The sequence below is a fragment of the Mesorhizobium sp. C277A genome (assembly GCF_040324395.1).
In the GTDB taxonomy this organism is placed as follows: domain Bacteria; phylum Pseudomonadota; class Alphaproteobacteria; order Rhizobiales; family Rhizobiaceae; genus Mesorhizobium.
In genome coordinates, this window is sequence record NZ_JAMYVW010000004.1 from 448,359 (window position 1) to 475,152 (window position 26,794).

A 26,794-nucleotide genomic window follows, 5' to 3' on the forward strand; every position below is an offset into this window, starting at 1 on the left:
ACTACAACGCTACTCTGGAGCGTATCGTGTTCGCTTGCTTTGGGCATTCATGGGCTTGTGGTCGAATGAGCCTAGGCACATTGTACCTGCCAGCTACCTACGACGGTGGCGTCGGGTTCACGAAATGGCAAATCGTGCCTGGGGCAGGCCCAGAGAAGCGGCTACTCCTCAAAATCGACGTGCAGACTGCTGATCAATGAAATCGCGGCCATACTGTACGATTTCTTGGCTTTCAGTTTAGCATCGAAGGCGCCGTTTTAAGGCTCCTTACAGCTTTTGCTGGCCGAAACCAGTCGGTCCGCTCCCGGCCCATACAAGTTATTCGCTCGTCGCCCTTCGCGATGACACTTCTTGGCGCCCCAGTCTTCCAAGCCTGCAACGTTCACTGCATCGCACGGGCGCGTATATTGGGTATCTTCGATATTCTGAAACGTCACGTCATGCTGCTTCCATCTACTACCAAACAGTGGAGGCTGTGCCCGTGACACCGACGAAGCTCCTTGTCGGCCAGATCGTAGTTGTGTTCGCCATCGTCATCGTTGGCGTATGGGCGGCAACGCAATGGTGCGCCCACATGCTGGACTATCAGCCGCAGCTTGGCGCGCCATGGTTTGCCGCGGCGGCCCGGCCGATCTACAAGCCGTGGAAACTGTTCGAATGGTGGTTTCACTTCGACGCCTATGCGCCTGAGGTCTTCGACAAGGCCGGCATGCTTGCCGGAGCCAGCGGATTCTTGGGGTGTGCGGCCGCAATAGCTGGCTCCCTCTGGCGCGCGCGGCAGAGGGGGTTGGTCACCACCTACGGTTCCTCACGATGGGCCGTGGCTCGGGAAATCGAGAAGGCAGGCCTGTTTGAGCCGGCCGGCGTTTTCCTTGGCAAACTGAAGGATCACTATCTGCGACATGACGGGCCGGAACATGTCATGGCCTTTGCGCCGACACGTTCGGGCAAGGGCGTGGGATTGGTCGTTCCAACGCTTCTTTCCTGGACCGGCTCGGCCGTCATTCACGACATCAAAGGCGAGAACTGGCAGCTGACTTCCGGCTGGCGGTCGAAGTTCTCTTTCTGCCTCCTGTTCAATCCGACCGACTCGAGAACGGCGCGCTATAACCCGCTGCTGGAAGTGCGCAGGGGTTCAGATGAGGTCCGCGACGTTCAGAACATCGCGGACATTCTCGTCGATCCGGAAGGCGCGCTGGAGCGGCGGAATCATTGGGAGAAGACTAGTCATTCACTCTTGGTCGGGGCCATCTTGCACGTGCTCTACGCGGAAGAAGAAAAGACGCTCGCCCGCGTCGCCACTTTCCTGTCGGATCCGCAACGCTCGTTTGCCACGACACTGCTGCGGATGATGACCACCAACCACCTCGGCACGGCGGACAAACCTCGGGTCCATCCCGTCGTGGCCTCGGCGGCTCGCGAGGTGCTTAACAAATCAGAGAACGAGCGCTCAGGCGTTCTCTCGACCGCCATGTCGTTTCTCGGTCTCTATCGTGATCCGACCGTGGCCGCGGCAACATCGGCCTGCGACTGGCGCATTGCCGATCTCATGGATGCGGAACGACCGATGTCGCTCTATCTAGTGGTGCCGCCATCGGATATCTCGCGCACCAAGCCACTGGTGCGACTGGTGCTCAATCAGATCGGCAGGCGACTGACGGAGCGGCTGGAAGGTGACCCGAAGAAGAGCCGCAAGTACCAACTGCTAATGATGCTGGACGAATTTCCGGCTCTTGGCCGCCTCGACTTCTTCGAGACCGCGCTCGCCTTCATGGCGGGTTACGGCATCCGCGCCTATCTGATCGCGCAATCCTTGAACCAGATCTCCAAAGCCTATGGCGAGAACAACGCCATTCTCGACAATTGCCATGTGCGCATTGCCTTTTCCTCCAACGACGAGCGCACGGCCAAACGCATCTCGGATGCGCTCGGTACGGCGACGGAACTCAGGTCCATGCGCAACTACGCCGGCCACCGGCTGGCGCCCTGGCTCTCGCACGTCATGGTCAGTCGCCAGGAGACCGCTCGCCCGCTGCTGACGCCTGGCGAGGTGCTGCAGTTGCCGCAAGCTGACGAATTAATCCTTGTTTCGGGGTTGCCGCCGATCCGCGCCCAGAAGTTGCGTTATTATCAGGATCCGAATTTCACCGAACGGGTGCTGCCGGCGCCGGTGTTGCGCGACGGTCTGTACGCGGACTGTCCTGCGTCGCGCCCCGACGATTGGAGCGGACTAGTCCGCAGTGTTGACCGCCGTCTCGCTGCCGATGACGAAAACGCCGGCGAGGCAATCGAAGAAGAGGGCGGCGTGCAACAGCAGCGTCATCCAGGCCTGCCTGAAGAACACGTCGTCGTCTCTCAGGAGCCTGATCAAGACGACCTCTTCAATCTGGCGGACGATGACGCCGAGGCACTCGCAGACAAGCGCGTCATGGACCGGGTTTCCACCGCAGCCAGCGCCTACGGTATCAACGAGGGAAGGGGCGACGACAAGGACATCATCCCCGGCTTCTAAGCGCTTTCGCAGCTCAGGCGTAGCTCAGCGTAGATAACGCCCATAAGCGATTTTGCGGATCTCGACGATGTTCGTTGCCGCCGCCGGCGCATCAGGCCGGCCAGTCGGAACGAGCCCCATGAAGCCGCATCGCATTCGCCACCAGTTTCTGCTCGAACCCGCGTTAAGCGCGAAGCTGGAAACCCTCAGTAGCAACCCGTCGACCACAAAATCGGCGATCGTCGCGAAAGCGGTCGAGGCCTTCATCGAACGGCGTGGTGAAAACGAGCTCGACCAGCGCTACGGCAAGCGGCTGGACCGTCTTTCCCGCGATCTCGACCATGTCAGGCGCGACGCCGAAATAACTCTGGAGAGCCTGGCGCTCTTAATCCGCTTTTCAATCACGCTTCATGCGCACACGCCAATTCCGGATCGGGCGACACAGGCGATCGCCCAAGAGCGCTTTGACAAATTCGTCGAGCAGGTCGGTCGCCAGATAGCCTCCGGGAAGCGCTCGCTTGGCAACGGCAATGGCAATGGAGGCGAAGGATGAGCTCTCATCCCGCAGCGGACCACCGCCGCCGAGCCATGCTGCGCACAGCCATGGGCGCCGCGATCACCGAGGCCCTTGCCGATCCGACCGTCATCGAGGTGATGGTCAACCCCGACGGCGCGCTGAGGCTCGACCGGTTGGGAGAAGGCCGGGTCGATACAGGCGTGCATATGCATCCTGCCGAGGCGGAACGCATCATCCGGCTCGTCGCCTCCCATGTACGCGCCGAGGCGCATGCAGATAGTCCGATTGTCAGTGCCGAATTGCCATCAGGCGAGCGCTTCGAGGGTCTGCTACCGCCGGTCGTGCTGGCGCCATGCTTCGCCATCCGCAAACCGGCGGCAAAACTCTACACGCTGGCCAACTACGTCGCCGATCGCGTCATCCTCCCGCTGCAGGCTGATGCCCTGAGGAAGGCAGTGCGCGAGCGGCGCAACATCCTGGTCGCCGGCGGCACATCGTCGGGCAAAACGACACTTACCAATGCTCTACTGGCAGAAGTCGCCGAATGCGATGAGCGGGTGATCCTGATTGAGGACACCCGCGAGCTGCAATGCGCGGCCAAGGACTGCGTTGCCATGAGGACGAGGCGGGGCTCCATCACACTCGCCGATCTCGTACGCTCGACCTTACGACTGAGGCCCGACCGCATCATCGTCGGCGAAGTCAGAGGCGCGGAAGCGCTCGATTTGCTGAAGGCATGGAACACCGGACATCCCGGCGGCATTGCCACCGTTCACGCCAATTCGGCACGCTCCGCACTCTATCGTATTGAGCAGCTCGCCCAGGAAGCCGTTGTCACCGTTCCCCGCCGGCTGATCGCCGATGCCGTCGACTTGGTCATCTTTATTGCCGGAAGAGGACCCGCGCGCCGCGTTGACGCGATCGCCGAGGTCACGGGTCTCGACGGCAGCGGCGATTACGCCGTCACCCCGCTCACACTTCCGCAACTCCAGCAGCTCTGAAAGGTCACCTCATGCGCAAGAAGCTTCGCTTTCTTTCGTTCGCCGCCGTCGCGCTTCTTCTCACGGCCCAGGCCCACGCTGCCGGCTCCGGCATGCCGTGGGAACAGCCGCTGCAGCAGATTCTGGAATCGGTGCAGGGGCCGGTCGCCAAGATCCTCGCGGTGATCATCATCATCACCACCGGTCTGACCCTTGCCTTCGGCGACACGGCGGGCGGTTTCCGCCGGCTGATCCAGATCGTCTTCGGCCTGTCGATCGCCTTCGCGGCCTCGAGCTTCTTTCTTTCCTTCTTCTCCTTTGGCGGCGGGGCAGTCGTCTGATGAGCACCGAAGAGCAGCATATCGAAGGCTTCGAGGTTCTGGTCCATCGGGCGCTCACCGAGCCGATCCTGCTCGGCGGCGCGCCGCGGGCGGTGGCGATCCTCAATGGCACGGTGGCCGCGGCCATCGGCCTAGGCCTGCAGCAGTGGATTGCCGGTCTGATCCTCTGGATCGCCGGCCACACGCTCGCGGTCTTTGCCGCACGGCGTGATCCGGATTTTGCCAGCGTGCTTGTCCGTCATCTTCGTCAAAAGGGCTGGCTTGCATGCTGAAGCTTTCCGAATACCGCGGCAAAGCCGACCGGCTTGCCGACCATCTGCCCTGGGCAGCACTCGTCGCGCCCGGCATCGTGCTCAACAAGGATGGCAGCTTCCAACGGACATTGCGGTTTCGTGGCCCCGACCTTGAAAGCGCGACGGAGGCCGAACTCATCGGCATATGCGCGCGGGCAAACAATGCGCTGAGAAGGCTCGGCTCTGGCTGGGCATTATTCTTCGAGGCCGAGCGCATCGAAGCGCTGGGCTATGCGAGCTCGGCCCTTCCCGATGCTGCCTCATGGCTGATCGATGAGGAACGGCGCGCGGCCTTCGAGGGCAAGGTCGCGCATTTCGAGAGCATCTATCATCTGACCTTGGTCTTCATGCCTGGGCCCGATGGCCAAGCGCGCGCGGAAAGTGCTCTCGTCGACTCGCATGACTTGGGAGGGGAAAGAGACTGGCGCCAGGAGCTTGCCCGGTTCCGAGACGAGACTGACCGCGTTCTCGATCTTCTTTCGGGCTTCGTGCCCGAGGTGCGCGCGCTCGACGATGCCGAGACCCTGACGTACCTGCACGGCACGATCTCGACACGCCGTCATCCGGTCGCCGTGCCGGAAACGCCAATGTATCTCGACGGCGTCCTGGTTGACGCGCCGCTGACCGGCGGCCTAGAGCCGATGCTGGGCGAGCAGCATCTGCGCACGCTCACAGTTCTCGGCTTTCCGAACGTCACCCGGCCAGGAATCCTTGATGCGCTCAATAACCAGGATTTCGCCTATCGCTGGGTGACGCGCTTCATTCCACTCGACAAGGCGGAAGCCACGAAGACGCTGACTCGGCTCCGGCGGCAGTGGTTTGCCAAGCGCAAATCGATCGCGGCTATTCTGCGCGAGGTGGTGACCAACGAACCGGTGCCTCTCGTCGACAGCGACGCCGACAACAAGGCGCTCGATGCCGATGCAGCACTGCAGGCATTGGGCGGCGATCATGTCGGCTTCGGCTATCTCACCACAACGGTGACGGTGTGGGATCAGAACCGTAAAGCCGCCGCGGAAAAGCTTCGCGCCGTCGAGCGGATCGTCAACGGGCTCGGCTTCACCACCATTCGCGAAAGCATCAATGCCGTCGAAGCGTGGCTTGGTTCATTGCCGGGTCATGTCTACGCCAACGTTCGCCAGCCGCTCGTTCACACGCTTAACCTTGCCCATCTCGTGCCGCTGTCGTCCGTGTGGGCAGGTCCAGCGGAGAACGAGCACCTTGCCGAGGTCACCGGCGATCACGCTCCGCCGCTTCTTTTCGCCGAAACCAGCGGCTCGACGCCGTTTCGGCTTTCGACCCATATCGGCGATGTCGGCCACATGCTGATTGTCGGGCCGACCGGTGCCGGCAAGTCGGTTCTGCTTGCCCTGATCGCTTTGCAGTTCCGGCGCTACGCTGGCGCGCAAATCTATGTCTTCGACAAAGGCAATTCGGCCCGCGCCGCCGCGCTTGCCATGGGCGGCGACCACCATGCGTTGGGTGCGAATGGTGCGCTTGGTTTCCAGCCGCTGCGCCACATCGACGACCCGGCCACACAGAGCTGGGCGGCCGAATGGATCGCCGGCCTCATTGCCCACGAGAATGTCACCGTCACCCCGGAGGTGAAGGAGGCAATCTGGTCGGCGCTCACCAGCCTCGCCACCGCGCCGGCGCAGGAACGCACGCTGACTGGCCTGTCGGTCCTGCTTCAGTCCAATGCGCTCAAATCGGCATTGATGCCCTACACGCTCGACGGACCATTCGGCCGACTGCTCGATGCCGATGACGACCGGCTGGCCATCTCGGATGTGCAGTGTTTCGAAACCCAGGAGCTGATGCACAGCCAAGGCGCTGTGCTGCCTGTGCTCACCTATCTGTTCCATCGTCTTGAGGACCGGTTTGACGGGCGGCCGACGCTGCTCATGCTCGACGAGGCCTGGGTCTATCTCGACAACCCGCTCTTTGCCGCCCGCATCCGCGAATGGCTTAAGGTGCTGCGTAAGAAAAACGTCTCCGTCATCTTCGCGACGCAGTCGCTTGCCGACATCGCCGGCTCTTCTATCGCACCCGCAATCATCGAGAGCTGCCCGCAGCGCATTTTTCTCCCCAATGATCGTGCGGTGGAGCCGCAGGCACGGGCAGCCTATGAGCGCTTCGGTCTTAATGAGCGACAGATCGAATTGGTCGCCCGCGCCACGCCGAAGCGCCACTACTATCTGCAGTCGCGCCGCGGCAATCGCCTCTTCGAGCTCGGGCTAGGCCCGATCGCTCTTGCGCTTTGCGGCGCCTCCGACCCGGCCGCGCAGACCCTGATCGACAATATTCTTTCCGAAGAAGGGCAGGGCAGCTTTGCCGCCCGTTTCTTCAGTGCGCGCGGCCTGGATTGGGCTGCCGAGCTTCTCCAGCAATTTCCTCAACCTAACAAGGAGCAATCGTCATGATCGGACGCCGCCTTTTTACTAGCCTGGTCACCGTTTCCCTGATTGCCAAACCGATGGCTGACTACGTCCAGCCGGCCTATGCGCTCATCGTGTTTGACCCGTCCAACTATACGCAAAATGTGCTGTCGGCAGCACGCGCATTGGAGCAGATCAACAACCAAATCCAGTCGCTTCAGAACCAGGCGACCATGCTGCAGAACATGGCGCGCAACCTTCAGCGCCTGGATTTCTCTTCCGTGGGCCAGCTTACCGGCTCGCTCCAACGGATTGACGGTCTGATGACCCAGGCGAGCGGCCTGAGCTTCGATCTCGACAAGCTGCAGGACCAGTGGCTCCAGCAATATCCGGAAAGCTACGACGCCACCATCAAGGTCAGCGATGTGGCGAGCGCCGCGCGCGAGCGCTGGCAGAGCGCCATGCAGGCGTTCCGCCAGACCATGAGCGCGCAGTCGCAGATCGTCGAGAACGTGCAGGCCGATGGCGACCTGCTTACCGATCTCGTCAATCGTAGTCAGGGCGCGGCAGGTGCCCTCGAGGCAAGCCAGGCTACCAATCAGCTGATCGCGCTTTCGACCAAGCAGCAGATGCAGATCCAGACGCTGCTTGCGACCCAGTTCCGGGCCGAGGCCGAGGATGCGGCGCGCAAGGCGCAGTCTGAGGAAGCCGCTCGCGAGACGACGAAGCGTTTCCTGGGCACCGGCACGGCCTATCCCGGCAACTGATCGGCAGTTCTTTAAGACAACGAGGAAGGCGGCTACATGAACGACCTCGGAGTCATCGATCGCTTCATGGAGACCTTTACCCGCTATATCGATAGCGGGTTCGGTCTGCTTTCGGGCGACGTCGCCTTTCTCACCACAATTCTGATCGGCATTGACATCACGCTCGCGGGCTTGGTCTGGGCGTTCGGCGGCGAGCCCAACATTCTCGGCCGGCTTGTTCGCAAAGTGCTCTATGTCGGCGCCTTCGCCTTCGTCCTGAACAGTTTCAAGAACCTCGCCGACATAATTTACCGCTCCTTTGCCGGTCTCGGCATCAACGCATCGGCCGGCAACCTGTCCGCCGACAGTCTCCTGCGGCCAGGCCGCATTGCCGCGGCCGGCTTCGAGGGCGCCTGGCCGCTCCTCAATCAAGCGAGCCAGCTAGTAGGCTTCCCCGAGATCTTCGGTAACGCGCTCACCATCTTCGTGCTGCTTCTGGCCTGGTTCCTGGTCCTCATCGCCTTCTTCATTCTTTCCATCCAGCTCTTCATCACCATCCTCGAGTTCAAGCTCACCACGCTGGCCGGCTTCGTCCTGGTGCCCTTCGCGCTCTGGAACCGTTCGGCGTTTCTGGCCGAGCGCGTGCTCGGCAATGTGATTTCGTCGGGCATCAAGGTGATGGTGCTTGCCGTCATCGTCGGCATCGGCTCCACGCTCTTTGGCGAGTTCGCTTCCGCCCTGCAGGGCCAGGAGCCGGACCTGGCGGCGGCCATGTCTCAGGTGCTGGGTGCGCTGGCGCTGCTTGGGCTCGGCATTTTCGGCCCCGGGATTGCCTCGGGTCTCGTTTCCGGCGCGCCGCAGCTTGGCGCCGGCGCGGCACTTGGAACAACGGCGGCCGCAGCTGGATCAACGCTCGTTGCCGGAGGCGCTGCGTTTGCCGGCGCGCGCATGGCAACAGGCGGCGGCCTCGCCGCAGTCCGTGCCGGCGCCGCCATGGGGTCCGCTGCCACCGTCGCCTGGCAAACGGGGCGCGCGACATCGCCCGAGTCCGGGCTGTCCGGGGTAGCTGCTGGGCTGCAGGGGGTTGCGAGTGCCGCTAGCGGCGCCGCGATGCGGGGAATGCGATCCGCAGCAGAACCATTCCGCCGTAGTGCCGACGCCGGTCGCGATGCCGGCTGGATGACCGGCGGCATGCCGACCAGCTCGATGAGCGGAAGCTCTCCAGTTGTAGCTCCCGCGGCCGCGCCTGCCTGGGCAAGGCGTCTGCGTTCCGAACAGACCGCACGCGCCCATCGCAATGCTGCCACGCAGGCGGTGCGCGATGGAGATCGGGGCGGAAGCGGCGCCAATCCCTCCCTCAATGACAAGGAAGACTAGATGCTCTTCAAGCGACCCGTTCAGCGTTATGGAAAGACGCCCGAACCCGTAACACCCTACCAGAAGGCCAGCCAACTCTGGGATGAGCGCATCGGCACGGCGCGCGTCCAGGCCAAGAACTGGCGCTTCATGGCCTTTGGCTGCCTGGCTCTGACGACGGGGCTTTCCGGTGGGCTTCTGTGGCAGTCGATGCAGGGCCGCGTCGTGCCTTATGTCGTCGAGGTCGACCGCTTTGGCGAGGCGCACGCGGTCGGGCCGGCAGTCCAAAACTACCAGCCCGACGATGCCCAGATCGCCTGGCATCTCAGCCGCTTCATCCAGAATGTTCGTTCGGTTTCCACCGATGCGGTTCTGGTGCGGCAGAATTGGCTGTCGGCCTACGACTTTGCCACCGACCGAGCGGCGCTCTTCCTCAACGAATATGCCAAGGCGAACGACCCTTTCGGCCAAATCGGCACGCGCAGCGTGTCAGTACAGGTGACCAGCGTGGTCAGGGCTTCCGACAGCTCGTTCCAGGTCAAATGGACCGAGCAGGTGTTCGAGCGCGGCAGCCTCGCCAGCACGACGCGCTGGATCGGGATCCTCACCATCCTCATCCGCCCGCCTAGGACAACCGAGCAGCTGCGCAAGAACCCGCTCGGCGTCTTCATCAACGCCATCGACTGGTCGCGCGAGCTCGACAGCGCCGCGCCAACCCCCGTTTCCCCTAAGGAGCCCGCCAATGACAAATAGAGCCCCATTGCTTCGTGCTGCCTCGATCCTGTCGGCGTCTGTTGCGGTTCTTTCGGCCTGTGCCTCGAAGCCAGTGCCGCCGCCTCAGATTTCCTATGACCACGAGGACTTCAAACCAGCCGCGATCGAGAAGGCGCCGGAGAAGCCGGTCAAGGTCGTGGAAGTGCCGAAACCGTTACCGTTGCCTGGTCAGTTGATGCCCGCACCCGGCAAGCCCGCCCCAGATAAGCGCTCGCCGGAAGAACAGGTCGCCGATGCCAACAAGGCGGCGACGCAACAACCCACCAAGTTTGGCTATGTCAATGCGGTGCAGGTTTACCCCTTTGCCGACGGCGCGCTCTACCAGCTCTACGCCGCGCCGGAGCGCGTCACCGATATCTCATTGCAGCGGGGCGAGAAGCTGACCTCGGTCTCAGCCGGCGATACGGTCCGTTGGGTGATCGGTGACACCGTTAGTGGCTCAGGCGATGACCAGCGCACTCATGTGCTGGTGAAGCCATTCGCGCCGGGGCTTGCCACCAATCTGGTCATCACGACGGACAGGCGATCCTATCACCTGCAGCTTCAAAGCACTGAGAAAACTGCCATGGCGGCGCTCTCCTGGATTTACAGCGAAGACCAACTCGTGGCGCTTCGGCGGCGCAACGCTCAGGCCGAGGCTGAAATGCCCGCGGCCTCGAACGTGGCACTCGAAAACATCCGCTTCCGCTATTCGATCACCGGCGACACGCCGCCGTGGAGACCGACGCGCGCCTTCGATGATGGCAGCAAGGTCTATATCGAGTTCCCGCGCCGCATCGACCAAGGTGAGGCGCCGCCGCTCTTCATCGTCGGAGCCGACGGCGATAACCAGCTCGTGAACTACCGGATGCGCGGCAACTACTACGTCGTCGATCGCCTCTTTGCTGCCGCCGAACTGCGGCTTGGCACCAAACAGCAGCAGGTGGTGCGCATTACGAGAACCGACGGTCGGCAACCGCCGCGGCGGGTTTCGCTGTTTTCGCGTGTTGGCAGATAAGGGGAGGCTCATGAACGATACTTCCCATCCGAATGCTCTGCCGAAGCTCAATCCCGAACAGCTGCAGCTGAGAGCCTCGCCCCGCCGAGCGGTGCGGTTCAGGCGCGGCATAATCGTTGCGATCGCTGCTGTTGGTTCCGGCGCTGTTTTTGGCGTCACGATGATGGCGCTGCGGGGACCCGCATTGCGCCTGAAACAGCAGGCCGAAGAGCTCTACAGCACGGACCGCAAGCCGACCGCCGAGGGACTTGAAACGCTGCCCAAGGACTATTCCGGGAGCAAGCCGAAGGCTCCGGTGCTTGGACCGCCGCTGCCTGGGGATCTCGGCCGTCCTATTCTCGAGCACCAGCGCCAGCTTGGCATCGCACCAGGGCAAGACGTTTCCGCCGAGGCCCAGCGGCTTGCACAACAAGCGGTTGAGGCGCGCGAGTCGCAAGTCCTCTTCCGCATCGAAAACCGGCCCCAGCAGACGGAAGCTTTTGGCAATGGGCAGGGCGGACGTTCGCCTTTCGAGACGGCGTCTCCGCAGCCAAATACAGAAGGCCAGCGAGCTTCCGTCGCGCCGGCCGAGGGCGACCCGAACAATCAACAGCGCAAGCTCGATTTCATCGATCAACGGAACACCGGCGGGATCTACAACCCGCATACACTGCAGACGCCGGCTTCGCCCTATCAGATCATGGCCGGTAGCGTGATCGCTGCAAGCCTGATCACCGGCATCAATTCCGATCTGCCCGGCCTTGTCGTCGCCCAGATCACCGAGAATGTGCACGACAGCGTCACCGGCAGCATCCTGCTCATCCCGCAGGGCTCACGGCTGATCGGCACCTACGACAGCGTTGTAGCCTTTGGGCAAAGGCGCGCTCTGTTGGTGTGGCAACGCATCGTGATGCCGGACGGCTCATCTATCGAAATCGACAATCTGCCCGTGACCGACGCGGCCGGCTATGCCGGGCTCGAGGACAAAGTGGATTTCCATACTTGGCAGCTGATCAAGGGCGTCGCGGTGGCCACATTGCTGGGGGTTGGTACCGAGTTGAGCTTTGGGGAAAATGAAAGCGACTTGGTCAAGGCAATTCGTGAATCCGCCCAGCAGAACGTCAGTCAAGCCGGCCAACGGATCACGGAAAAGAACCTGAACGTCCAACCCACGATCACCGTCCGCCCTGGTTGGCCGTTGCGCGTCGTCGTGCACAAGGACCTCGTGTTGCGGCCATATACGGGGTGAACAGGAGGACTTGATGGCTAATTTGAAACTCGGAAAACTTCCGGACCGGACGCCTTCGAAGATCACCATCACCGTTGGCGCCGACTTGAGCCAAGCACTCAACGACTATGCCGCACTTTACCGTCAGACCTATGGCGAGTCCGAAACCGTGGCTGAACTGATTCCCTTTATGCTGGTCGGGTTCCTGGAAGGCGACCGGGCGTTTGCCAAGGCCAGAAAAGAAGGTCTGCCGGGCGCTGGCGTGTCGGAGAAACCACGACGGCAATCATCTTCCAAGCTGGACAACGGGTAGCGCTTGGTGTCGCTTGGTCGCACGCTAGGTTCTTGATCCTGACCGCGTTGCGGCCGGTCCCAGCGAGCGCTTCGCAAAATTGAGATCAGGCTTTCGCTTTACGCGTTGAGGTAGGTTTCTTGGCCGGAGCAGCCTTCCTTCCCAAGCTAACGATTTTGCCAGCGCTTATCAGGCGGCCGAATAGTTCAGGGCGACCACGGGATAGCCTTCGCCAGTCCCCACCTCGCCTGGGCCGCGGTCAGTCTCCCAGGCCATAGCAGCCCTCAAAGCAGCGTCGCCCAGACCGGACGGTCCTCTACAGCGGCGGCAGATACGAAGCCCTGACGCGGACAATGTGGCGGCGAGGCGGCGCCGATGACAAGGATCGGCTGGTTAGCCCACTGGTCGAAGAGGTCATAAATGGGTGGGAGCGGTTGACCTTGTCGTCCTCGGCAAGCGGTTAGCCGCGGTGCGCCATCGGCCGGCTCAATCGGCTCACGTCAGAAAGGCATACCCATCAAGGCTAGAATAGAAACGAACAGGGTCTGCTTCGATATCCAATTCGAAGACCGTCAGGACGCGGGCACTCTGAGTGCGGTCCTTGACCTTCATGCGGAACCGCGCAATCTCGTACTCACCCGCCGGCCATATGGCGCCGGCCGATACGTTCTCGATCAATATCTCCAGCACGCCAGCCGCAGCGTTGGAGAGCGGCGCCTTTGACACATTGTCACCCTTTGCCGCAGATGTGAAGTCGAAGGCCTCCTCCTCGAAGCTGATCTTTGCCCGCACCTTATCGATTCGCGCTGCGGCGCTGAGCCTCGCGGAAAGACCAAACCCAATTTCGTCGTTCGCGTCCGGCCGACCGCCCTTCAACCTTATCGCATTCCCCATAACGTCGCTGATCTGCGCCAGGAAGCCGTCAATCTTCGCGACGATCGACTGCCGAAAGTCCGAGGCGACTGCCTGTACCGCCGCGGGCTGCATCCTGAGATCCTGCAGGCTGCTCAGATAGGCCTCCACCTGGATTTTGAGCGCCATGATCTTCTTCTCATCGTCCGGCGAAAGTGTTTCGTCTTGATAGGTTCGCACCTCGAAAGGACGACCGTCATTGCAACGCCAGTAAAGGACCGGGTTCGCCCACCCAGGAGATCCTATCGACGTCGTTGCGGCGATCTGCGATCGGGCTTCAGTGACAGCCTCGTCGATAGTGGTACCGGGATTGAGCAGCGCCCCGTAAAATCTGCCGCTGAAAGATACTGCCGCCGCCGATTCCAAATCGAACTGCATCGCGACGACCGCCGACACATTCGAGAGACTTCCCGGGCTGACCAACCGCTGCGCTATTCCGTTGAATGCCGTGGTTGCATACGGAGCTCCTGCAATCGGAGGCGGAAGCGCCGCTGTCGAACATCCGGTGATGACGACAAGATTTACAGAAGGGCAATTCTTTAACATCGAGTCGAACGTGAATGCGTCGAGAGGATCCAGGCCTCCATCCTCCGCCTGGAGGCAAAGAAACGCACGCGGCGTAGGATCACCGCCAATCTGCCCGACGCCCCCGTGCCCTGCAAAGTGCAGGACGTGGTAGCCGCCACTCAACAGCCGCTTGTTCAATTCGCCACGCGTCGGTGGGGTACACTGATCGATCGACACAAGGCGGTTCGCGTCCAGTTCCTTCAACGCCTCCCTGACGGTTGCAGTTTCTTTCGCGACGTCGGCCGGCGGCCACCCTTGTGGGCTTGCCGCAACCACCAAGATGCGCAGTGGCGGTGAGAGCGGAACGGTCTTTCGGTCCGGCTTGGCAACGAGGGTCCTGCTTACAGGCGTCCGCATGGCTGATGCGTAGAACCCGCTTCCGGGTGTGTAGATGGTCTCGAAGGGAATTTCGGACAGGCGAACGCCCTGCTGCGGTCCGTCTAGCGAAAGAGTGGAAAATACGATGCGAAGGGTCCGATTGTTGTCGGAAGATATCTGAAGCGCTGCGTCGAGAGCTGCCTGCACGGCAGGATTGGTGACGGATTTGTAGACCGCTTCACCGATACGTTGCATTTCCCCCAAATTGCCCCCATTGCCGAAGTTTGCCTTGTCGCGGATCGCTGCCAGGTCCGCTGCCGCGAACACAGCTTCGGGCCGCCCCTTCGGTCCAGCGGATGCGGCTATGGGTGTTTCGAGTATCTGAAGCGCCAACTGTCCGTCGATGCCTGGCGTTATCTGCAGCCTGAACTCGTCACACGGCATCTGTAGTCACTCCGATTTAAAGCTCTCGGCAGTCGAGGATAAGTCGGAGAAGCGCGACCGCTCTTCGTCATAGCTTTCCCCCAAAGCCTTCCCCATCTCGGTATCCCCGAACGTTTTCAATTTTTCCTGCAAGTCGGTCGCCAGCCTGGCAGCCAGCTGGGCCTGAACCTCGGCCGCATGCTGCATCGGGTCGATCGTACTTCCGAGTCTCAGGGGTCTGTATCCGTCCTCGCGAATCACCAGCGAGAAACTCTCTGTTGGGGTCAACGTCCCAGCGCGCGCAAGCCGGGCGACGGCGGTGTTGTATGCCCTGAGAACGTTTCCACGTTCGGCTATCAACTCGGAATAGAATTCGCCCCAGAACGCAGCGACACCGCTCTCGTCGACGTCCGACCGGTTGACGATGCTGGTGGGCAGGCGAACGGACTGCGGTGCATGCGCAAAGCCAACTAGGCCGGATATGTCGTAGTTGCGCTGCGAAAAACCGGTGCTGATGCACAGCAGCCTGGTCGATACCGGCAGACCGCGGGAGACCTGCGAGGCGCGGATCCAGTTCGTCAGCCCGGTTGTCTCGTCACGGAGAACTACGGCGCCTTCGCCGCCCACGATGCCTCCGTGACCCATGAAGTGAATGATATGCGGATCGAATTCTTGCACGACTTCCATCACGCTCGTTCCGGTCGCACGCCTGGCTTCCCTCACGTCGTAGAATTGCGAATCCGCAGATTCCCGCAGAATGGACCTGTCGCGCTCATTGAAGGCGATATCGTCGTGCGCATTAGACGAAACAAGCAGCATGCGGAGCGGCGGCACGACCGTGAGCGGCGGTGGTCTGAGCGACGACGGCACTAGACGAGCGACCGAGAATCCCACCGGGTTCAGATTCAAGCGCAGAAGCGATTCCCAAGGTAGGAGGTCGACACCCACGTTACCACTCTGGATCATGAGTTGGACCGGCTCATTCGCCATCGCGACCTTTTGCTGGGCCTCCGGTGGCACCAATCCCCACAGCCAGTCTGAGGCCAGCCCCGACGACGGATCGCTCGACCACGGCGGCAGGCTGACAAACATTCCTTCCGATGCCGGCAGGGCGGACATCTCCTCCTCTGAGGCGGCCCATGCGACAAAATAGGCTTCTTCCGAGCCAAAAACCTGCTCGGGAGATATGGAGGAGCCTCTCGCGTTTGGCAGGCTGCTTTCGCGAGTGAAGCGGACGATCAGGTCCATGTTGGTCATCCTTTCTATTGTTGCAGCGACCTACTCAACTCTTGCGACACGAAACGATCAATCCTGGATTTGCGTGCTGAGGGGGAAGAGGCGAGGGGATCATTCATGCTGCGTTTGCCCTTGGGAGCATTGTGCTCGAGAAGCTGGATAGCGTTGGTCGAGAGGGCATCTATTTCCTTGTCCAGGGAGTTGTTCACGATCGCGTCGTTGATTGCGATCCTCACCACCGAAACGGCGTGGCGGGGGGCGATGCCGAACTGGGAGTTGAGTTGCCTTAGCGAGGTGGCGCCCTTCGTGATCGCGTCCTCGTGCTCCTTCGAGTACTCCACCAGGGAACGCAACGTCGCGCCCTCCATGGCGGGTATCGCCGAATCCATCACTCCAGCGATGACCAGCGGGATGTCGGCCAGGTAGTCGTTCAGGGCCGCGGAATCTTCATACAGCGGCTTCCAATCGGCTTCCAGCGCGTCGGCATGCTGTTCGAGTGCGCTGCGGAAGGTCGCGTCCGGCGAGGCCGCGCCCATAGTCCTGATGTATTGGGTGCACAGCATTACTCGGATATAATGGTTTGGGTGTGCGTCACCCGGGATGATCTGCATCACCTGGTTAGGAGGAAGGATCAGTATATTGCGCAGCATGTACGCGAAGGCGGGACCCGAAAAATGCAGCGCGAGCAGATCAGGAAATATCTCCGAGGCCCACCCCAGCCAACGCCTCTGGCGAGGCTGCGGCAACGCGGTGCCTTCGAACGCCTTGGAAAGATTCGTCTTGATCGCCGAGAGCAGTTTCAGATCGGCATCGATCTCGTGGCCGACCTCGTGACAGATAGAGAGGAATTCCCACACGTTTGCCGTCTGGTCATAAGGCACTTCCACCACGGGAATCGGAAGGGTACTGCCTGCGAGTTCCTCGCTTTGCCCGTCATTCGGACGGGTACCGCGAGCCCAGGTCATCGCAGAAAGTTCTGGACTGAGGTAGGTGAGGGGCGGCTCTCTCACGTCTTCCGCGGCGATCCATCCCTTGGCCTTCGCAGCCCCGATCGCGGCGTCATAGCAGTCGATCGCGATTATGTCGGCCGCCCGCAGACGCTTGCGGAAGCGGTCGGACCTGCGCTGGTCGAACTTCCTGCGGAAGAAATCCCAGGCCCGTTGCGCCGACCCAATCGCCATCAAAATGTCGTACAGACCGGATTCGTATAAGGACTGGTCGTTTTCAGATGGTAGGTTGCCGAGCAGCGTGTCGTACCTGCTGCTAAAGGCGGCAATCAAATCGGCGATCGCCTCCATCTGGCTCCAGTGCAAGTTCGAATCGAGATCGGTCTCGGCGAGAGTCTTCCACTCCGCGACTTCCGCCGGCAGTTCCTTTGTTCGCCGCTCGAGCTCCCGCCTTCTCAGGCGCAGAAGGTCCATGTTCAGACGATCTCCCCGCCGCTCACCTCTAGCAGCTTCTTCTTGACGTCGTCCGCAGCGATGCCTTCGTCCCAATCCTCGTCGAAGACCTTGGCGTAGTAGCCGGCTAGGTGCTTTGACGTCAGGAGTACGCCCGCCTCACGCGCCTTCGTAATCGAATTGGCGCTCCAATTTGTCGAGGAGACCGCCACATGTGTGCGGTCGACTATGACCCCCTTGTTGTGGAGGTGTGTAAAGAATTTGAGGTTCAGCGCCTTCAGACAGTCCTTGAGCCCGACCGCGTCCAAGGTCTCCACGGTAAGATTCCAGTTCTTCGGGAACGTGGCGCTCGCCATTATCCGCACGTCGACTCCTTTGTCGCGGCGCTCCGCCACGATTTGGAGCAGATCGTCGACCTTGTCGCCCGCCAGGATGTATTGTTGTTGCAGAATGATGCTTTCTTCGGCCTTCTCCAGGCGATCCGAGATCACATCGAAGTAGTTATCGGGGGAAAATATCGGCATGACGTCTACGGAGCCGTCGAACTTGTCGATCTCGAAAACTTTCTGCGGATAGGAAACAAGCTCTGCGGGCACCATTAGCGCCTCGACAATGTCGTCCTCGTCGACCGATACTAGTGCGCCGGGCCCACCAAGATCGGGGATGTTCCAGTCGGCGTCGAACACGGAGGTAAAGAACTTGGAAATTTCCGCGTCGTCCATGCGGAGCATCCATTCGCGATTTCCCTTCTTGAAAGGGTCCCCCTGCTCAATGAGTGGTATCGAAGTTTTGGCCCAGTTCGCGCTCTCGACGACAACGGTCTTGCCGTCGATCACGACGAATTTTTGGTGGCAGACCGTAAAGACACCACGCCCGCCGCTCGACGGCGCCGGCCTGACCTCGAAGCCGTCGTCCTCGAGCGCATCAAGCACCTCGCGTTCTTCGGGATGGGTGCCCCCGCGGTCGTACATGAGACGAATTTTGGCACCCTTTTCGTGTGCCTTCTTGACGAGCTCGACCATGTAGTCGGCATGAATCTCATAGACGTATACAAGCAACGTATGCTTGGCCTCTTCTAGCGCCGCAGAGATCAATCGGTACGTGCAATCGGGGCTCACGCCCGCCTCGAATGACGAGACGCTGAGGGGGGTGATTGGAAAATCGATCTTTGGAATGCGGGTCGGCTGGAATTTCCCTAGCAACTGGCCTTGCTGAAGTGCGTCGACCTGATCAGCGACCTTCTTCAAGCGTGCGAAATCGACCTGAACCATATCCCCCCCTTGAATTTGGCCGTTCATGATCGCTGCCCTTCGCGACACCCGCATGACCGAACAATTGAGCAAAACACCGTCCCAGAACATACTGGACGTGGAAAAATAATCATATGCCATTCTAAATAGAAAGGCATTCTATGCTTGTTCCCGCGAAGATCAATCCCCCTTTGTCGATTTGCCACTGCCGGCCGGCGCCTTCCATTCGCGAAGTCCGCTTCAACGACCGAAGCCGCGACCTTCGCGGCCTGTAGCCAATCTGCGTCCCTGCGTTCGAGATCGTCGAGGATGGCTTCGACGAGACGTGGCGTCGAAGCGTGAATCGAACCGATCTCCGAACCCATGGCACTTAGGAGCTTCGTGTCGAGCCTGCGGGCGAAGTCTGAGCCGCGTTCGATCTTGCGTGTGTCGGGGGCGATCCGCCTGACTATGAATCCGTGTGCCGTGTGCAGAAAGGGATCCGGCGCGCGCGTAGGGGCGTTAACGATGTCGTCGAACCTGTTCGTTCTGCCGGCGTTCCCCACTGCCAAATCCCATCCGGATGGAAGAAGCGCCTTGGCTTCGCGAGCGATGCGTCCCCCGCGCCATCTCGCCACGGCGACGAAGCGTGGTCGGCCTAGGCTACCTCCGCCCTTGGTGATGCGTGCGTAACGCTAGATCGAAGAACCAACGGGAAAACCTGCGAGCAGCGCCGACCCCGCATCCTCCGAAGGTTCTGCGTCGGGACGCCTGTCGATCTCTTCCCAGAACGACTTTCGCTCCTGGTCGCTGACCATGACATAGTCCCGCATCCACATCTCCCTCTCGTCGAGCAGCGTCGGACCAGGATCTAGCAGTCCCGCACGGTAGCCCTCGAAAATCGCGGTTGCGGCTTCGTGGTCTTGGATGCGGAAGTCGGCTAGACGCACGCTGACCGCGAGCCTCAGGACGTCCGATGCGTAAGGGATTTCGGCCGCCGTCCGCATCCAGTCTTCGTATGCGGTATTCTGCTTGACGAAAGACATCGATTGTCCGCTAAGCGACGTTTGGGAGCCGGTCGAAATTCGGGGCGAGAGGATTGGGTATCTGAATCCGGCTGGCCGCGAGCGCTGCTGCGGTGTGCGCGTACCCAGCACGGACCAGCAGTTGCCGTGTCTCCCTCGGAAACTTCGTCAATCTCGTCGGTACCCTGGCCGCTTCAGCGGTCATCTGCGGCGTAAACTCCAGCGGATTGCCCTTGCCATAGCTGTCTACCGTCTTGCCGATCCCCCAATAGGCCACCGTTCTGGCCTGCGATTTTTCAAGACCATGCAAGATGCGAACCCGGGTGTTGATACCTTGTTGAAGCGAGACATCTAGCACCCTGCGAAATTGTGAGTACCAGTTCGTGAACGGTCGGGCGATCGGTTGCGTAGCCGCTCCGCCATCGCTGACTAAGAGCGTCCGATAACGTTTCCAAATCGGTTCGAGACCGAGATTGTCGTATACACCCCCGTCGGTCAGGAACAGTCGTTTGGTGAAGGCCGACGCCGTCAACGTTGAAGGTTCGCCCCACGATTTGATACTGGACTTGGGGGGCTTGATCCTCGTGGGCGAAAGCAACGGAGGAAAACCGGCCGAGGCTGCCACGGCAAGAGTCAGCTTCAGATTGGGCTCAGTCCATTTTCCGACCCGCCATTCCGCCGCGTATTCCTTAGCGAAACGCCACAGCACGCCGGTCTGCAGGCTCGTGGAGGTGAAGACGAATTGGGGGTGATCGGGAAGGTCCCTCAGCGTCTTCGAATGAAACACTGTCCGCTCATAGGCGCCTGCGGCCACGTTGGCGGCGTGCACGAACGGAATGAAGCCCAACAGGATCGCCGGCACGTCGACATGCTTCCTGGCGAGCCGGAGTAGGGGCTCCGAAACCTTCGCGTTGAAGTTAGTGGCGACGCCATTAGCAAAACCCAACTCTGACCAACCCGCAGCCAGGATGCCTGCGGCGAGCGATCCGCCCGAAACGCTCGATATCCGGTTGATGGCGGGTAACAAGCCGACTTCGTTCAATCGGATCAGGCTTCCAAGGTGAAACAGCATTGCGCGAAAACCGCCGCCCGATAGACACAGTCCGATGCCGTCTTCGAGCTTCGGACCTCCCAAGACGTCGGTAACTTCGAAGGGCGCCTGTTCTGGATCGTGCTGCGTCTCGTCGGACATTGAGGATCCTCCAAATCGCGAAGACGGCCACCAGTCGGAATGATTTTGGCGGAGCGAGCAATCCCTTGCGATGTAGGGAGAATTCCACGTCTGCTAAGAAAAAGCGATGGCGAAACCAGCGATGAAGACGTGAATATTCAGTCGGAAGGAATTTCAAGGAATGTTACTAACGTGAACTTGCCTGCTAACAGTCAAGGATACACCGATCATGTTCTATCATGCGGTGGCCGACAATCTGACCGTCACGGCGCGCGTTGTCTGCAAGAAATCGATCAACTGAAACTCTGGCAAGGAGCTAACTTGCACAGTTTCAGGTACCAGTCAGCCTCCGCCCAATTTCGGTGATTCAATGGCCGCTACGGTTTTGGTTGGGTGTTGTTGAAACTTGCAACTACCATTTAAAACTCGATAAACTTCAGGCAGGTGGATATCAGCTGGTGGTAGTGCTTGATCACGACGGGGTCGAGTGCCTTGGTGATTTCGGCGTAGGTCTTGCGCTCGAAAAGGCATGGAGCGCTGCGCCAGTTCTGATTCAAGCGTACTAAGCAGCGTCTCGTTACTGGCCTGGGCTGAAGTCGTCTCGAAGAAATCGATCTCCTTGCGGCGATATGCCTGCCGTTTTTTCTCGGCGTGCAGGGCATAGTCCGGAAAGGGCGACGTTCCGTCGGCGTTGAGCGCGAAATCCTCATGCACGGTTTCGGTCTGCGGATAATAGAAATCGGGATGTAGATGGCGGACCGTGCCGTCATCGTCCTCTACCGCGATCTGCCGCTCATACGCGAAGCTGACGGAATGCTGCCAAAGCCAGTTGGCGATCTTCTGTTCCTGCAGCGACTTTACAATCACGCCCGGCAGGGAGCCGATAGTGGCCTTACCCTTCCTGAGGCTATCCGACACATAGCGGCGGTAGTCGGCCTGGGCGTCAAAAAACTCGACTGGGATGTCGGCCTTGGGATGAACCACGAGAAGGTCGCTCCACAGTCGGGCGAATTCCGGATCACTATCGACGAGGCTTTGGACGATTGCCTCAATGACCCTCGTTTGAGTTCATCGGCTGCGCTCTTGTTGTAGGCCAGAAGCAGGATCTCGTCAGGCCGATAGAGCTTCTTCTCCAGAACAGCGACCTTGCCGACCATCGTCGCGGATTTGCCGGACCCTGCGGAGGCAACGAGCAGGTTGTTGTCTTCCAGGCGGATGCAGGCCTCGCGCTGCTGGCGGGAAAACGAACCCCCGTCGAGGTCGTCGAAGAATGTCTGGAACTTTGGCAATTCAGATCTGACGAACGCTTCATTGTAAGCGTGGCGAACAGCCGGATCGGTTAGCATGGCGAATGAGGCAGGGAGGGATGCTTTGAGCCCCGCAGGCATTAAGTTTGGGTTGAGAAGCGGGTGAGAGAGGGCGCCTGCCGCGGCGCCAGGGACGCTGGCAATGGCTCTGCCGAGATCGGCCTGGGCAACATACTGCCTATTGCCTTCGGTGATCTCCCGAAGTCTGTCGTCGACATCGAGGAAGCACTCTCTCTCGTTATCGATCAGACCAAAGATATGAGTGTTGATGAAGGCGTGAAGGTCTGCGGGCAGTTGTGCGGCCGCGTCACCCGATAGTGCCCGACAGCGTGACTGCTCTGCCGCGAGCTCGTATCTCGACTGTATGCCACAAGAGGGCCTTGCCGGTCGAAATCGCCACAATGTCAAGGCAGCTAAACTCGACTTCCCTATCTTGAGCCAGCCGGAAATGTCCCGACAGTTTCGGGTCCAGGGTCAGCTTCCATTTTCCCGCCGAAAACAACCGCGCAAAGAAGCCAGGGCGGTAGGTGCGCAAGCGGCCAGATAGCAATCTTGTCAAGGCCACACTCGATACGCTCGGCAAATAAGAGATCCCGACGCCGACCTATCACGGAGAGATTGAGATGTTCAAATCACCGTGGAAAGCAACGTTGAATTGCACGCTGGCGTGTCCCATCGGTGGCATGCCATTTGCCGCTGCAGTGTGATCCGTTGCTACTGGCGCTCACTTGTCGTGTCCTTGGGTTTCGGTTCTTGCAACAGGGTGGCTGGATACTGGCCTTCAAGCTCGTCGATAGCCGAGTGTGCTTGCTTGGGCCTTCTCGGCGGCAGCGTGATCAATACAGTGACCTTTGTCGCCACCTCTTCGAGGGTAGCGGTCAGACGGTTTAACTGCGAGGCGGTTGCTGCGAGTTCCGGGCCGTAACGGGTAACGAGATATTCTCGGTTCTGGCTGAGGGACTGAAGATGCTTGGCCGTTTTGGCGCGAAGTCGCAGCCCCGACTCCAAAGCATGTTCCGTCCGCGCCGACAGGTCGTGCTGCATCCTACGGATCTGGTTGGGATTGAGCCCAAAGTGGAGCAAAAGCGCAGTCAGATAGAGTTCAATCGCATGGATTGCCGCCATTCTGAACGGCGCTCGGGAAAGCGGCTTGCCGGGTCGGCCGAGTTGAAGGAGATGGCATGCTGCTCTACGGTATTCTTCCGCCAGGGTGTGAACCTGCTGTGCGGATGCAAGCTCACCAGGATATTTGCGTTCTTCGAGCGTCATTTTGGCGCAATGTAACGTAGTGGGTGAGTTTGAAACACCACTACCCTTTTTTAATAAGATATTACAAGCTGCCAAATTTGGCGCATAATTGCATCGGGGCATACGAATTGGGGCGTCTATTCGATGATCGATTCAGATGTATTCGACTTTGTCGAACGCTGCCGGAAGCACACGGCAACCGGGCCGCTATTGAGCGATCTTCTCGATACCGTGCGAAACCTGGGCTTCGAGCACCTGATCCTGAGCGGTGTTCCCCTTGGCGGCCAAAAGCTTGCCCCAATGGTTGAACTGAACGGCTGGCCTGAGGGTTGGTTCGGACGTTATATCGAGGCAGAGCATGCAGCAGTTGACGGCGTCTGCATCTACTCGGCAAAAACTTTGAAGCCATTCCTCTGGGCCGAAGTGCCGGCAAAATGGTCTGACACAGAGGCTTCCCGACGCGTTGCAGGCGAGGCGACGGAGTTCGGCATCTGGAGCGGCTTCGCTGTGCCGATGCTTAGCGTCCATCATTGGCAATCAGTGCTGTCCTTCGCCTCTTCGCAAAAGGCGTGCAGTCTGTCGCCCCGCCAACAGGTGCAACTGGTAACGATGGCGGTCTACGCCGGCATGTCAATCCAGGCGTTGGCGCACGTCGATGGCGAGTTTGATAGCGTACTTACAGAGCGGGAAAAGGAAGTGCTCCTGTGGGCAGCGGCCGGCAAAACCTTGTCGGAGACGTCCCAAATCCTCGGCATGACCGAGCGCACGGTTAAATGGCATGCAACGCAGGCACGTGACGCCTTTGGCGTCGGCACAACCACGCAAGCGGTCGTTGAGGCGGTTCGCAGGCGGCTAATCCACCCATAGGCCTGTCAACTGTCCGATCGGACAGGTGACGTACTTTAGCGCGGCTGCAACTATCCTTCTGGGGAAGGATAGGGGATCGCGCGATGATTGCTGTTCATGTCGTCAATGCGCTTAATAAGCACCTCTATGAAAGCGAGTTCGACGAGTTTTTGCGCCGCCGGCACGACTTCTTCGTGCATCAGAAGCGCTGGCGCCCTCCAAGCCCCGACGGTCGGGAGCTGGACCAGTTCGATACGGACGCGGCGACGTACCTGCTGGGTCTCGAAGATGGTCGTGTGGTGACCTCAGCTCGATTGATCCCAACGAGCGAGCCGCACATGGTCTCGGAGGTCTTTCCTCACATGTGTGAAAGGTCGGGCGTTCCCCGACGTTCCGATTGGGCTGAGTGGACGCGCACCTTCGTCGTTCCCGGCAAGCGTTCAACCGGCTTGAGAGGCACGCTGACACAGCTGTGCTGCGCGGTGATGGAATACGCGCTCGACGAGGGCCTCGGCGCTGTCGGCGGCGTCCAGGAAACCTACTTCATGCCTCACCACGGCGCGCTGAAGTGGCGAGCCGAGCCCCTGGGCATGGCCAGGGAAGAAAATGGCGAATGGTACATCGTCGCCTACATCGAGGTGAATGAGGCCGCACTTGCCAGCGTCCGCAAGATCCTTGGTATCGATTATTCGCTACTGGTCCGACGCGGAACCCAGCTACCGTTTATCGAAGGGATCCAGGCACTTGAAGGCCAACGGCGCGCATGTGCTTAGCAATACTGACCTTAGGAGGATGAGATGAAAAAGCTTGCTCTAGCTATCTTCACAACCACGGCGTTGGCGGCGCTTACATTCGGTTCTCAAGCCCAGCAGGTGAATGTCTCAGGATGCGCGGAGAAGGGCGTTGAAAGCGGCTGTGTCGTGCTGAAAGACAAGGACCAGCTTTACAACATTACGCATGCCAGCCCGAAGCCAATTCCTGGCACGTACGGGACCGTGACGGGCACTGTCAGTGGTGACGCCGACATCTGCCAGCAGGGCACCTTGCTCAAAGCTGCGGAATGGAAGCCAGATCCAGAGAAGAAATGCGACAACAGCCAATAGTCTACGAGCGAACTATCGGCACCTGAACAGTGTTGGTGAATCGACAGAGTTATCCATGGCGCCCGCAGGTGGCGATCGTAGTGGAAACGGTCTGAAGTCACTATCAATCCGCGCGCAGGACGAGCAGTCCAGAGATGGGCTATTGGTTGATGCAAGTTACTATTGAAACAGTCGGAATGGCCAGACGAATTGTACCTATAACGCTGATTGCTGACTATTCCGACCCAGACTTTGAAGGTTGGTAATCATTTCTTGCAAATTGGTCGACAGTGCGTAATGTGGCCAACGGATTAAATATTAGGTGGGGCAGGTTGCTTGGCTGTCGAAGTAAAAATTATGGGCCGCCCTGCGGCTAGCATAGGTGGCCGCTCGATCAGCATCCCGGCAAAGGGATACGCTCTGATCGCCCTACTTTCATCCACCCGAAATTTTACAGCGCAGGTTCAGGAAATCAGGTCCATGCTTTGGCCGCAGTCCACGGAACGAGCTTCCGCGGCTGCGCTCCGGCAACTGTCAGTTCGTATTCGCCGGCAAACTGCTGGGGTAGACATCGTGCCATCAGCCGGGTCCATGCGATCCTTGGCGCTTTCCGAGATTTCTCTTGACGTGGTCAGTTTGCGGCAAAATTTGAAATTGGTTGGGGTCACAAAGCATATCGAGAATCGAGCGGAAGAGAAGGCAAATCTTTTGCTCGAAACCTACCGCGAAGAGCTTCTTGAAGGCATTGAGTTTGGGTGGGGCCTCGAAGAAGAGTTGGTGGAATGGGTTTCAATAGAACGTGCTTGGTATAAGAAGCAGGTTCTAAACGCCTTACGCCGTATCTTGGCAACAGCAACCTTACCGATGTTGTTGGCTGACGCGATTGCCGAACGACTCCTTGATGATGATCCCGCGGACCAGGCCGCTTGGACCCAGAAACTCAAGGATGCGCTAGCCAACCGTGGAAACAACACGCCCGAACTCACCTATGCACGCTGCCTCAAAGCCTACCGAGGTGAGAGAGGGCGCTTTCCGCCACCGCAACTCGAAGAACTAAGGGACAAGCTGGCACGCTCGCGCCTGTCTGGTCGGCCGGACATCGCTTCGGCGTCATCCTGTGGAGATTCGGCGACAAAAAGGAAGGGCGAGCGACCGCTCCTACTGCTGACGCGAGCGCTGAATGGGTTCGGGCTGGATACCGTCGACGCGTCTCTCTACGAGAAGATCGTTTTCTCCCTCTCCAATTATCGGGCTCTTGATATTGTGGAGTGCGGCACAGGGAACTGGCCCTCGCACTCGAGCGCTGCCGAAGCGTACGCATTCCACGTTGCGCCTCGAACGACAACTCAGCTTGGCTTCTGGCTCAGCATGGTCAATCCACGACAACGGAGCGAGTCATCTTCGCGTCTTTCCGGACAATTGCTTTGGACCGGGTCTATCGAGAAGGAAGGCGGCAGTTCAAGCGCGTTTGATCGCCAACTTACGCTGATCACAAGGGCGATTGTCGGTGAAATAGAGCGAGCGGAGCGGGATAATTTCGGGAGCGATGACGCCCCCGCGAATAAGTTTCGCCAGTTTCTCAAGTACCAGCGACAAAGCTTGGCTTGGTGATGCGAGCCCGATTGGGGTGTCGGTCGGTCATCCGGGGCGTTGCAACG

At 59.9% G+C, this 26,794-nt stretch carries 24 protein-coding genes and 1 pseudogene; 16 read left to right on the forward strand and 9 right to left on the reverse strand.

The window, feature by feature from the left end; all coding sequences use genetic code 11:
• The first annotated feature begins 481 nt into the window (after positions 1-481).
• From NKK52_RS31665 to NKK52_RS31720, 12 genes are all read left to right on the forward strand, one after another.
• On the forward strand, positions 482-2,512 hold the full coding sequence (locus NKK52_RS31665; protein ID WP_031204378.1) for a conjugal transfer protein TraG: 2,031 nt from the start codon (positions 482-484) through the stop codon (positions 2,510-2,512).
• 118 nt (positions 2,513-2,630) lie between these two features.
• Positions 2,631-3,044: a hypothetical protein gene (locus NKK52_RS31670; RefSeq protein WP_031204377.1), complete on the forward strand. Its 414-nt coding sequence runs from the start codon at positions 2,631-2,633 to the stop codon at positions 3,042-3,044.
• Positions 3,041-4,009, forward strand: a complete 969-nt coding sequence (trbB, locus tag NKK52_RS31675; protein WP_031204376.1) for a P-type conjugative transfer ATPase TrbB — start codon at positions 3,041-3,043, stop codon at positions 4,007-4,009. Before NKK52_RS31670 ends, trbB begins: the two co-directional genes overlap by 4 nt.
• An 11-nt stretch (positions 4,010-4,020) precedes the next feature.
• The gene (locus NKK52_RS31680; RefSeq protein ID WP_023669260.1) at positions 4,021-4,329 is read left to right on the forward strand and encodes a TrbC/VirB2 family type IV secretion system protein; all 309 of its coding nucleotides are present in this window, start codon (positions 4,021-4,023) and stop codon (positions 4,327-4,329) included.
• Positions 4,329-4,601, forward strand: coding sequence for a VirB3 family type IV secretion system protein (locus tag NKK52_RS31685; protein WP_023685500.1), 273 nt, complete (start codon positions 4,329-4,331; stop codon positions 4,599-4,601). The genes NKK52_RS31680 and NKK52_RS31685 overlap by 1 nt, the downstream gene beginning before the upstream one ends.
• Positions 4,595-7,045 carry a conjugal transfer protein TrbE gene (gene trbE / locus NKK52_RS31690; RefSeq protein WP_023685499.1) on the forward strand — a complete coding sequence of 817 codons (2,451 nt, stop codon included), beginning with the start codon at positions 4,595-4,597 and terminating at the stop codon, positions 7,043-7,045. Before NKK52_RS31685 ends, trbE begins: the two co-directional genes overlap by 7 nt.
• Positions 7,042-7,767, forward strand: a complete 726-nt coding sequence (gene trbJ / locus NKK52_RS31695) for a P-type conjugative transfer protein TrbJ (protein ID WP_023685498.1) — start codon at positions 7,042-7,044, stop codon at positions 7,765-7,767. The genes trbE and trbJ overlap by 4 nt, the downstream gene beginning before the upstream one ends.
• Before the next feature lie 36 nt (positions 7,768-7,803).
• Positions 7,804-9,123 carry a P-type conjugative transfer protein TrbL gene (gene trbL, locus NKK52_RS31700; RefSeq protein WP_352463428.1) on the forward strand — a complete coding sequence of 440 codons (1,320 nt, stop codon included), beginning with the start codon at positions 7,804-7,806 and terminating at the stop codon, positions 9,121-9,123.
• Positions 9,124-9,855, forward strand: coding sequence for a conjugal transfer protein TrbF (trbF, locus tag NKK52_RS31705; RefSeq protein ID WP_023685994.1), 732 nt, complete (start codon positions 9,124-9,126; stop codon positions 9,853-9,855).
• Positions 9,845-10,873: a P-type conjugative transfer protein TrbG gene (trbG, locus tag NKK52_RS31710; protein ID WP_031204545.1), complete on the forward strand. Its 1,029-nt coding sequence runs from the start codon at positions 9,845-9,847 to the stop codon at positions 10,871-10,873. The genes trbF and trbG overlap by 11 nt, the downstream gene beginning before the upstream one ends.
• Positions 10,874-10,883: 10 nt before the next feature.
• Positions 10,884-12,101, forward strand: a complete 1,218-nt coding sequence (locus NKK52_RS31715; RefSeq protein ID WP_023685996.1) for a TraB/TrbI/VirB10 family type IV secretion system protein — start codon at positions 10,884-10,886, stop codon at positions 12,099-12,101.
• A gap of 13 nt (positions 12,102-12,114) precedes the next feature.
• Positions 12,115-12,393 (forward strand): DUF2274 domain-containing protein, encoded by a 279-nt coding sequence (locus tag NKK52_RS31720; protein WP_023685997.1) that lies wholly within the window; start codon positions 12,115-12,117, stop codon positions 12,391-12,393.
• Between the two features lie 474 nt (positions 12,394-12,867).
• Here the strand turns inward: NKK52_RS31720 and NKK52_RS31725 are convergent, their stop codons facing one another.
• The 9 genes and pseudogenes from NKK52_RS31725 to NKK52_RS31765 form a co-directional block, all read right to left on the reverse strand.
• Positions 12,868-14,613 carry a CHAT domain-containing protein gene (locus tag NKK52_RS31725; protein ID WP_023685998.1) on the reverse strand — a complete coding sequence of 582 codons (1,746 nt, stop codon included), beginning with the start codon at positions 14,611-14,613 and terminating at the stop codon, positions 12,868-12,870.
• Positions 14,614-14,619: 6 nt separating this feature from the next.
• A complete protein-coding gene (locus NKK52_RS31730) occupies positions 14,620-15,840 on the reverse strand; it encodes a CHAT domain-containing protein (RefSeq protein ID WP_198031567.1) in 1,221 nt (406 codons plus the stop codon).
• A gap of 14 nt (positions 15,841-15,854) precedes the next feature.
• A complete protein-coding gene (locus NKK52_RS31735) occupies positions 15,855-17,249 on the reverse strand; it encodes a hypothetical protein (RefSeq protein WP_023686000.1) in 1,395 nt (464 codons plus the stop codon).
• A gap of 2 nt (positions 17,250-17,251) precedes the next feature.
• On the reverse strand, positions 17,252-18,526 hold the full coding sequence (locus NKK52_RS31740; RefSeq protein ID WP_031204547.1) for a phospholipase D-like domain-containing protein: 1,275 nt from the start codon (positions 18,524-18,526) through the stop codon (positions 17,252-17,254).
• Positions 18,527-19,152: 626 nt separating this feature from the next.
• A complete protein-coding gene (locus tag NKK52_RS31745; protein WP_023686002.1) occupies positions 19,153-19,503 on the reverse strand; it encodes a hypothetical protein in 351 nt (116 codons plus the stop codon).
• A gap of 10 nt (positions 19,504-19,513) precedes the next feature.
• Positions 19,514-20,674 carry a patatin-like phospholipase family protein gene (locus NKK52_RS31750; protein ID WP_023686003.1) on the reverse strand — a complete coding sequence of 387 codons (1,161 nt, stop codon included), beginning with the start codon at positions 20,672-20,674 and terminating at the stop codon, positions 19,514-19,516.
• Positions 20,675-20,995: 321 nt separating this feature from the next.
• A complete protein-coding gene (locus NKK52_RS31755; protein WP_245263180.1) occupies positions 20,996-21,637 on the reverse strand; it encodes a hypothetical protein in 642 nt (213 codons plus the stop codon).
• 131 nt (positions 21,638-21,768) lie between these two features.
• Positions 21,769-22,041 (reverse strand): annotated as a pseudogene (locus tag NKK52_RS31760) (UvrD-helicase domain-containing protein); the annotation flags it as partial.
• A gap of 633 nt (positions 22,042-22,674) precedes the next feature.
• Entirely contained in the window at positions 22,675-23,229 is a 555-nt protein-coding gene (locus tag NKK52_RS31765) for a hypothetical protein (protein ID WP_245263178.1), read from the reverse strand.
• Positions 23,230-23,352: 123 nt separating this feature from the next.
• Between NKK52_RS31765 and NKK52_RS31770 the strand changes: the two genes are divergently transcribed.
• From NKK52_RS31770 to NKK52_RS31785, 4 genes are all read left to right on the forward strand, one after another.
• Complete coding sequence (locus tag NKK52_RS31770) at positions 23,353-24,075, forward strand: LuxR family transcriptional regulator (RefSeq protein ID WP_023686009.1); 723 nt, start codon at positions 23,353-23,355, stop codon at positions 24,073-24,075.
• An 83-nt stretch (positions 24,076-24,158) separates the two neighbouring features.
• Positions 24,159-24,827, forward strand: coding sequence for an acyl-homoserine-lactone synthase (locus NKK52_RS31775; protein ID WP_023686010.1), 669 nt, complete (start codon positions 24,159-24,161; stop codon positions 24,825-24,827).
• 24 nt (positions 24,828-24,851) lie between these two features.
• Positions 24,852-25,157, forward strand: coding sequence for a hypothetical protein (locus NKK52_RS31780; RefSeq protein WP_023686011.1), 306 nt, complete (start codon positions 24,852-24,854; stop codon positions 25,155-25,157).
• Between the two features lie 315 nt (positions 25,158-25,472).
• Positions 25,473-26,747, forward strand: a complete 1,275-nt coding sequence (locus NKK52_RS31785; protein ID WP_156939324.1) for an AfsR/SARP family transcriptional regulator — start codon at positions 25,473-25,475, stop codon at positions 26,745-26,747.
• The last annotated feature ends 47 nt before the right edge of the window (positions 26,748-26,794 follow it).

Bases quoted from the DNA above. Each gene is read 5' to 3' on its own strand.
- trbE (WP_023685499.1), top strand. From the start codon at position 4,595: ATGCTGAAGCTTTCCGAATACCGCGGCAAAGCCGACCGGCTTGCCGAC.
- trbL (WP_352463428.1), top strand. From the start codon at position 7,804: ATGAACGACCTCGGAGTCATCGATCGCTTCATGGAGACCTTTACCCGC.
- NKK52_RS31775 (WP_023686010.1), top strand. From the start codon at position 24,159: ATGATTGCTGTTCATGTCGTCAATGCGCTTAATAAGCACCTCTATGAA.
- NKK52_RS31780 (WP_023686011.1), top strand. From the start codon at position 24,852: ATGAAAAAGCTTGCTCTAGCTATCTTCACAACCACGGCGTTGGCGGCG.
- NKK52_RS31765 (WP_245263178.1), bottom strand. From the start codon at position 23,229: ATGACGCTCGAAGAACGCAAATATCCTGGTGAGCTTGCATCCGCACAG.
- NKK52_RS31740 (WP_031204547.1), bottom strand. From the start codon at position 18,526: ATGAACGGCCAAATTCAAGGGGGGGATATGGTTCAGGTCGATTTCGCA.
- trbF (WP_023685994.1), top strand. From the start codon at position 9,124: ATGCTCTTCAAGCGACCCGTTCAGCGTTATGGAAAGACGCCCGAACCC.
- NKK52_RS31735 (WP_023686000.1), bottom strand. From the start codon at position 17,249: ATGGACCTTCTGCGCCTGAGAAGGCGGGAGCTCGAGCGGCGAACAAAG.
- NKK52_RS31720 (WP_023685997.1), top strand. From the start codon at position 12,115: ATGGCTAATTTGAAACTCGGAAAACTTCCGGACCGGACGCCTTCGAAG.
- NKK52_RS31685 (WP_023685500.1), top strand. From the start codon at position 4,329: ATGAGCACCGAAGAGCAGCATATCGAAGGCTTCGAGGTTCTGGTCCAT.
- NKK52_RS31745 (WP_023686002.1), bottom strand. From the start codon at position 19,503: ATGTCTTTCGTCAAGCAGAATACCGCATACGAAGACTGGATGCGGACG.
- trbG (WP_031204545.1), top strand. From the start codon at position 9,845: ATGACAAATAGAGCCCCATTGCTTCGTGCTGCCTCGATCCTGTCGGCG.
- NKK52_RS31670 (WP_031204377.1), top strand. From the start codon at position 2,631: ATGAAGCCGCATCGCATTCGCCACCAGTTTCTGCTCGAACCCGCGTTA.
- NKK52_RS31715 (WP_023685996.1), top strand. From the start codon at position 10,884: ATGAACGATACTTCCCATCCGAATGCTCTGCCGAAGCTCAATCCCGAA.
- NKK52_RS31725 (WP_023685998.1), bottom strand. From the start codon at position 14,613: ATGCCGTGTGACGAGTTCAGGCTGCAGATAACGCCAGGCATCGACGGA.
- trbB (WP_031204376.1), top strand. From the start codon at position 3,041: ATGAGCTCTCATCCCGCAGCGGACCACCGCCGCCGAGCCATGCTGCGC.
- NKK52_RS31770 (WP_023686009.1), top strand. From the start codon at position 23,353: ATGATCGATTCAGATGTATTCGACTTTGTCGAACGCTGCCGGAAGCAC.
- NKK52_RS31680 (WP_023669260.1), top strand. From the start codon at position 4,021: ATGCGCAAGAAGCTTCGCTTTCTTTCGTTCGCCGCCGTCGCGCTTCTT.
- trbJ (WP_023685498.1), top strand. From the start codon at position 7,042: ATGATCGGACGCCGCCTTTTTACTAGCCTGGTCACCGTTTCCCTGATT.
- NKK52_RS31750 (WP_023686003.1), bottom strand. From the start codon at position 20,674: ATGTCCGACGAGACGCAGCACGATCCAGAACAGGCGCCCTTCGAAGTT.
- NKK52_RS31730 (WP_198031567.1), bottom strand. From the start codon at position 15,840: ATGGACCTGATCGTCCGCTTCACTCGCGAAAGCAGCCTGCCAAACGCG.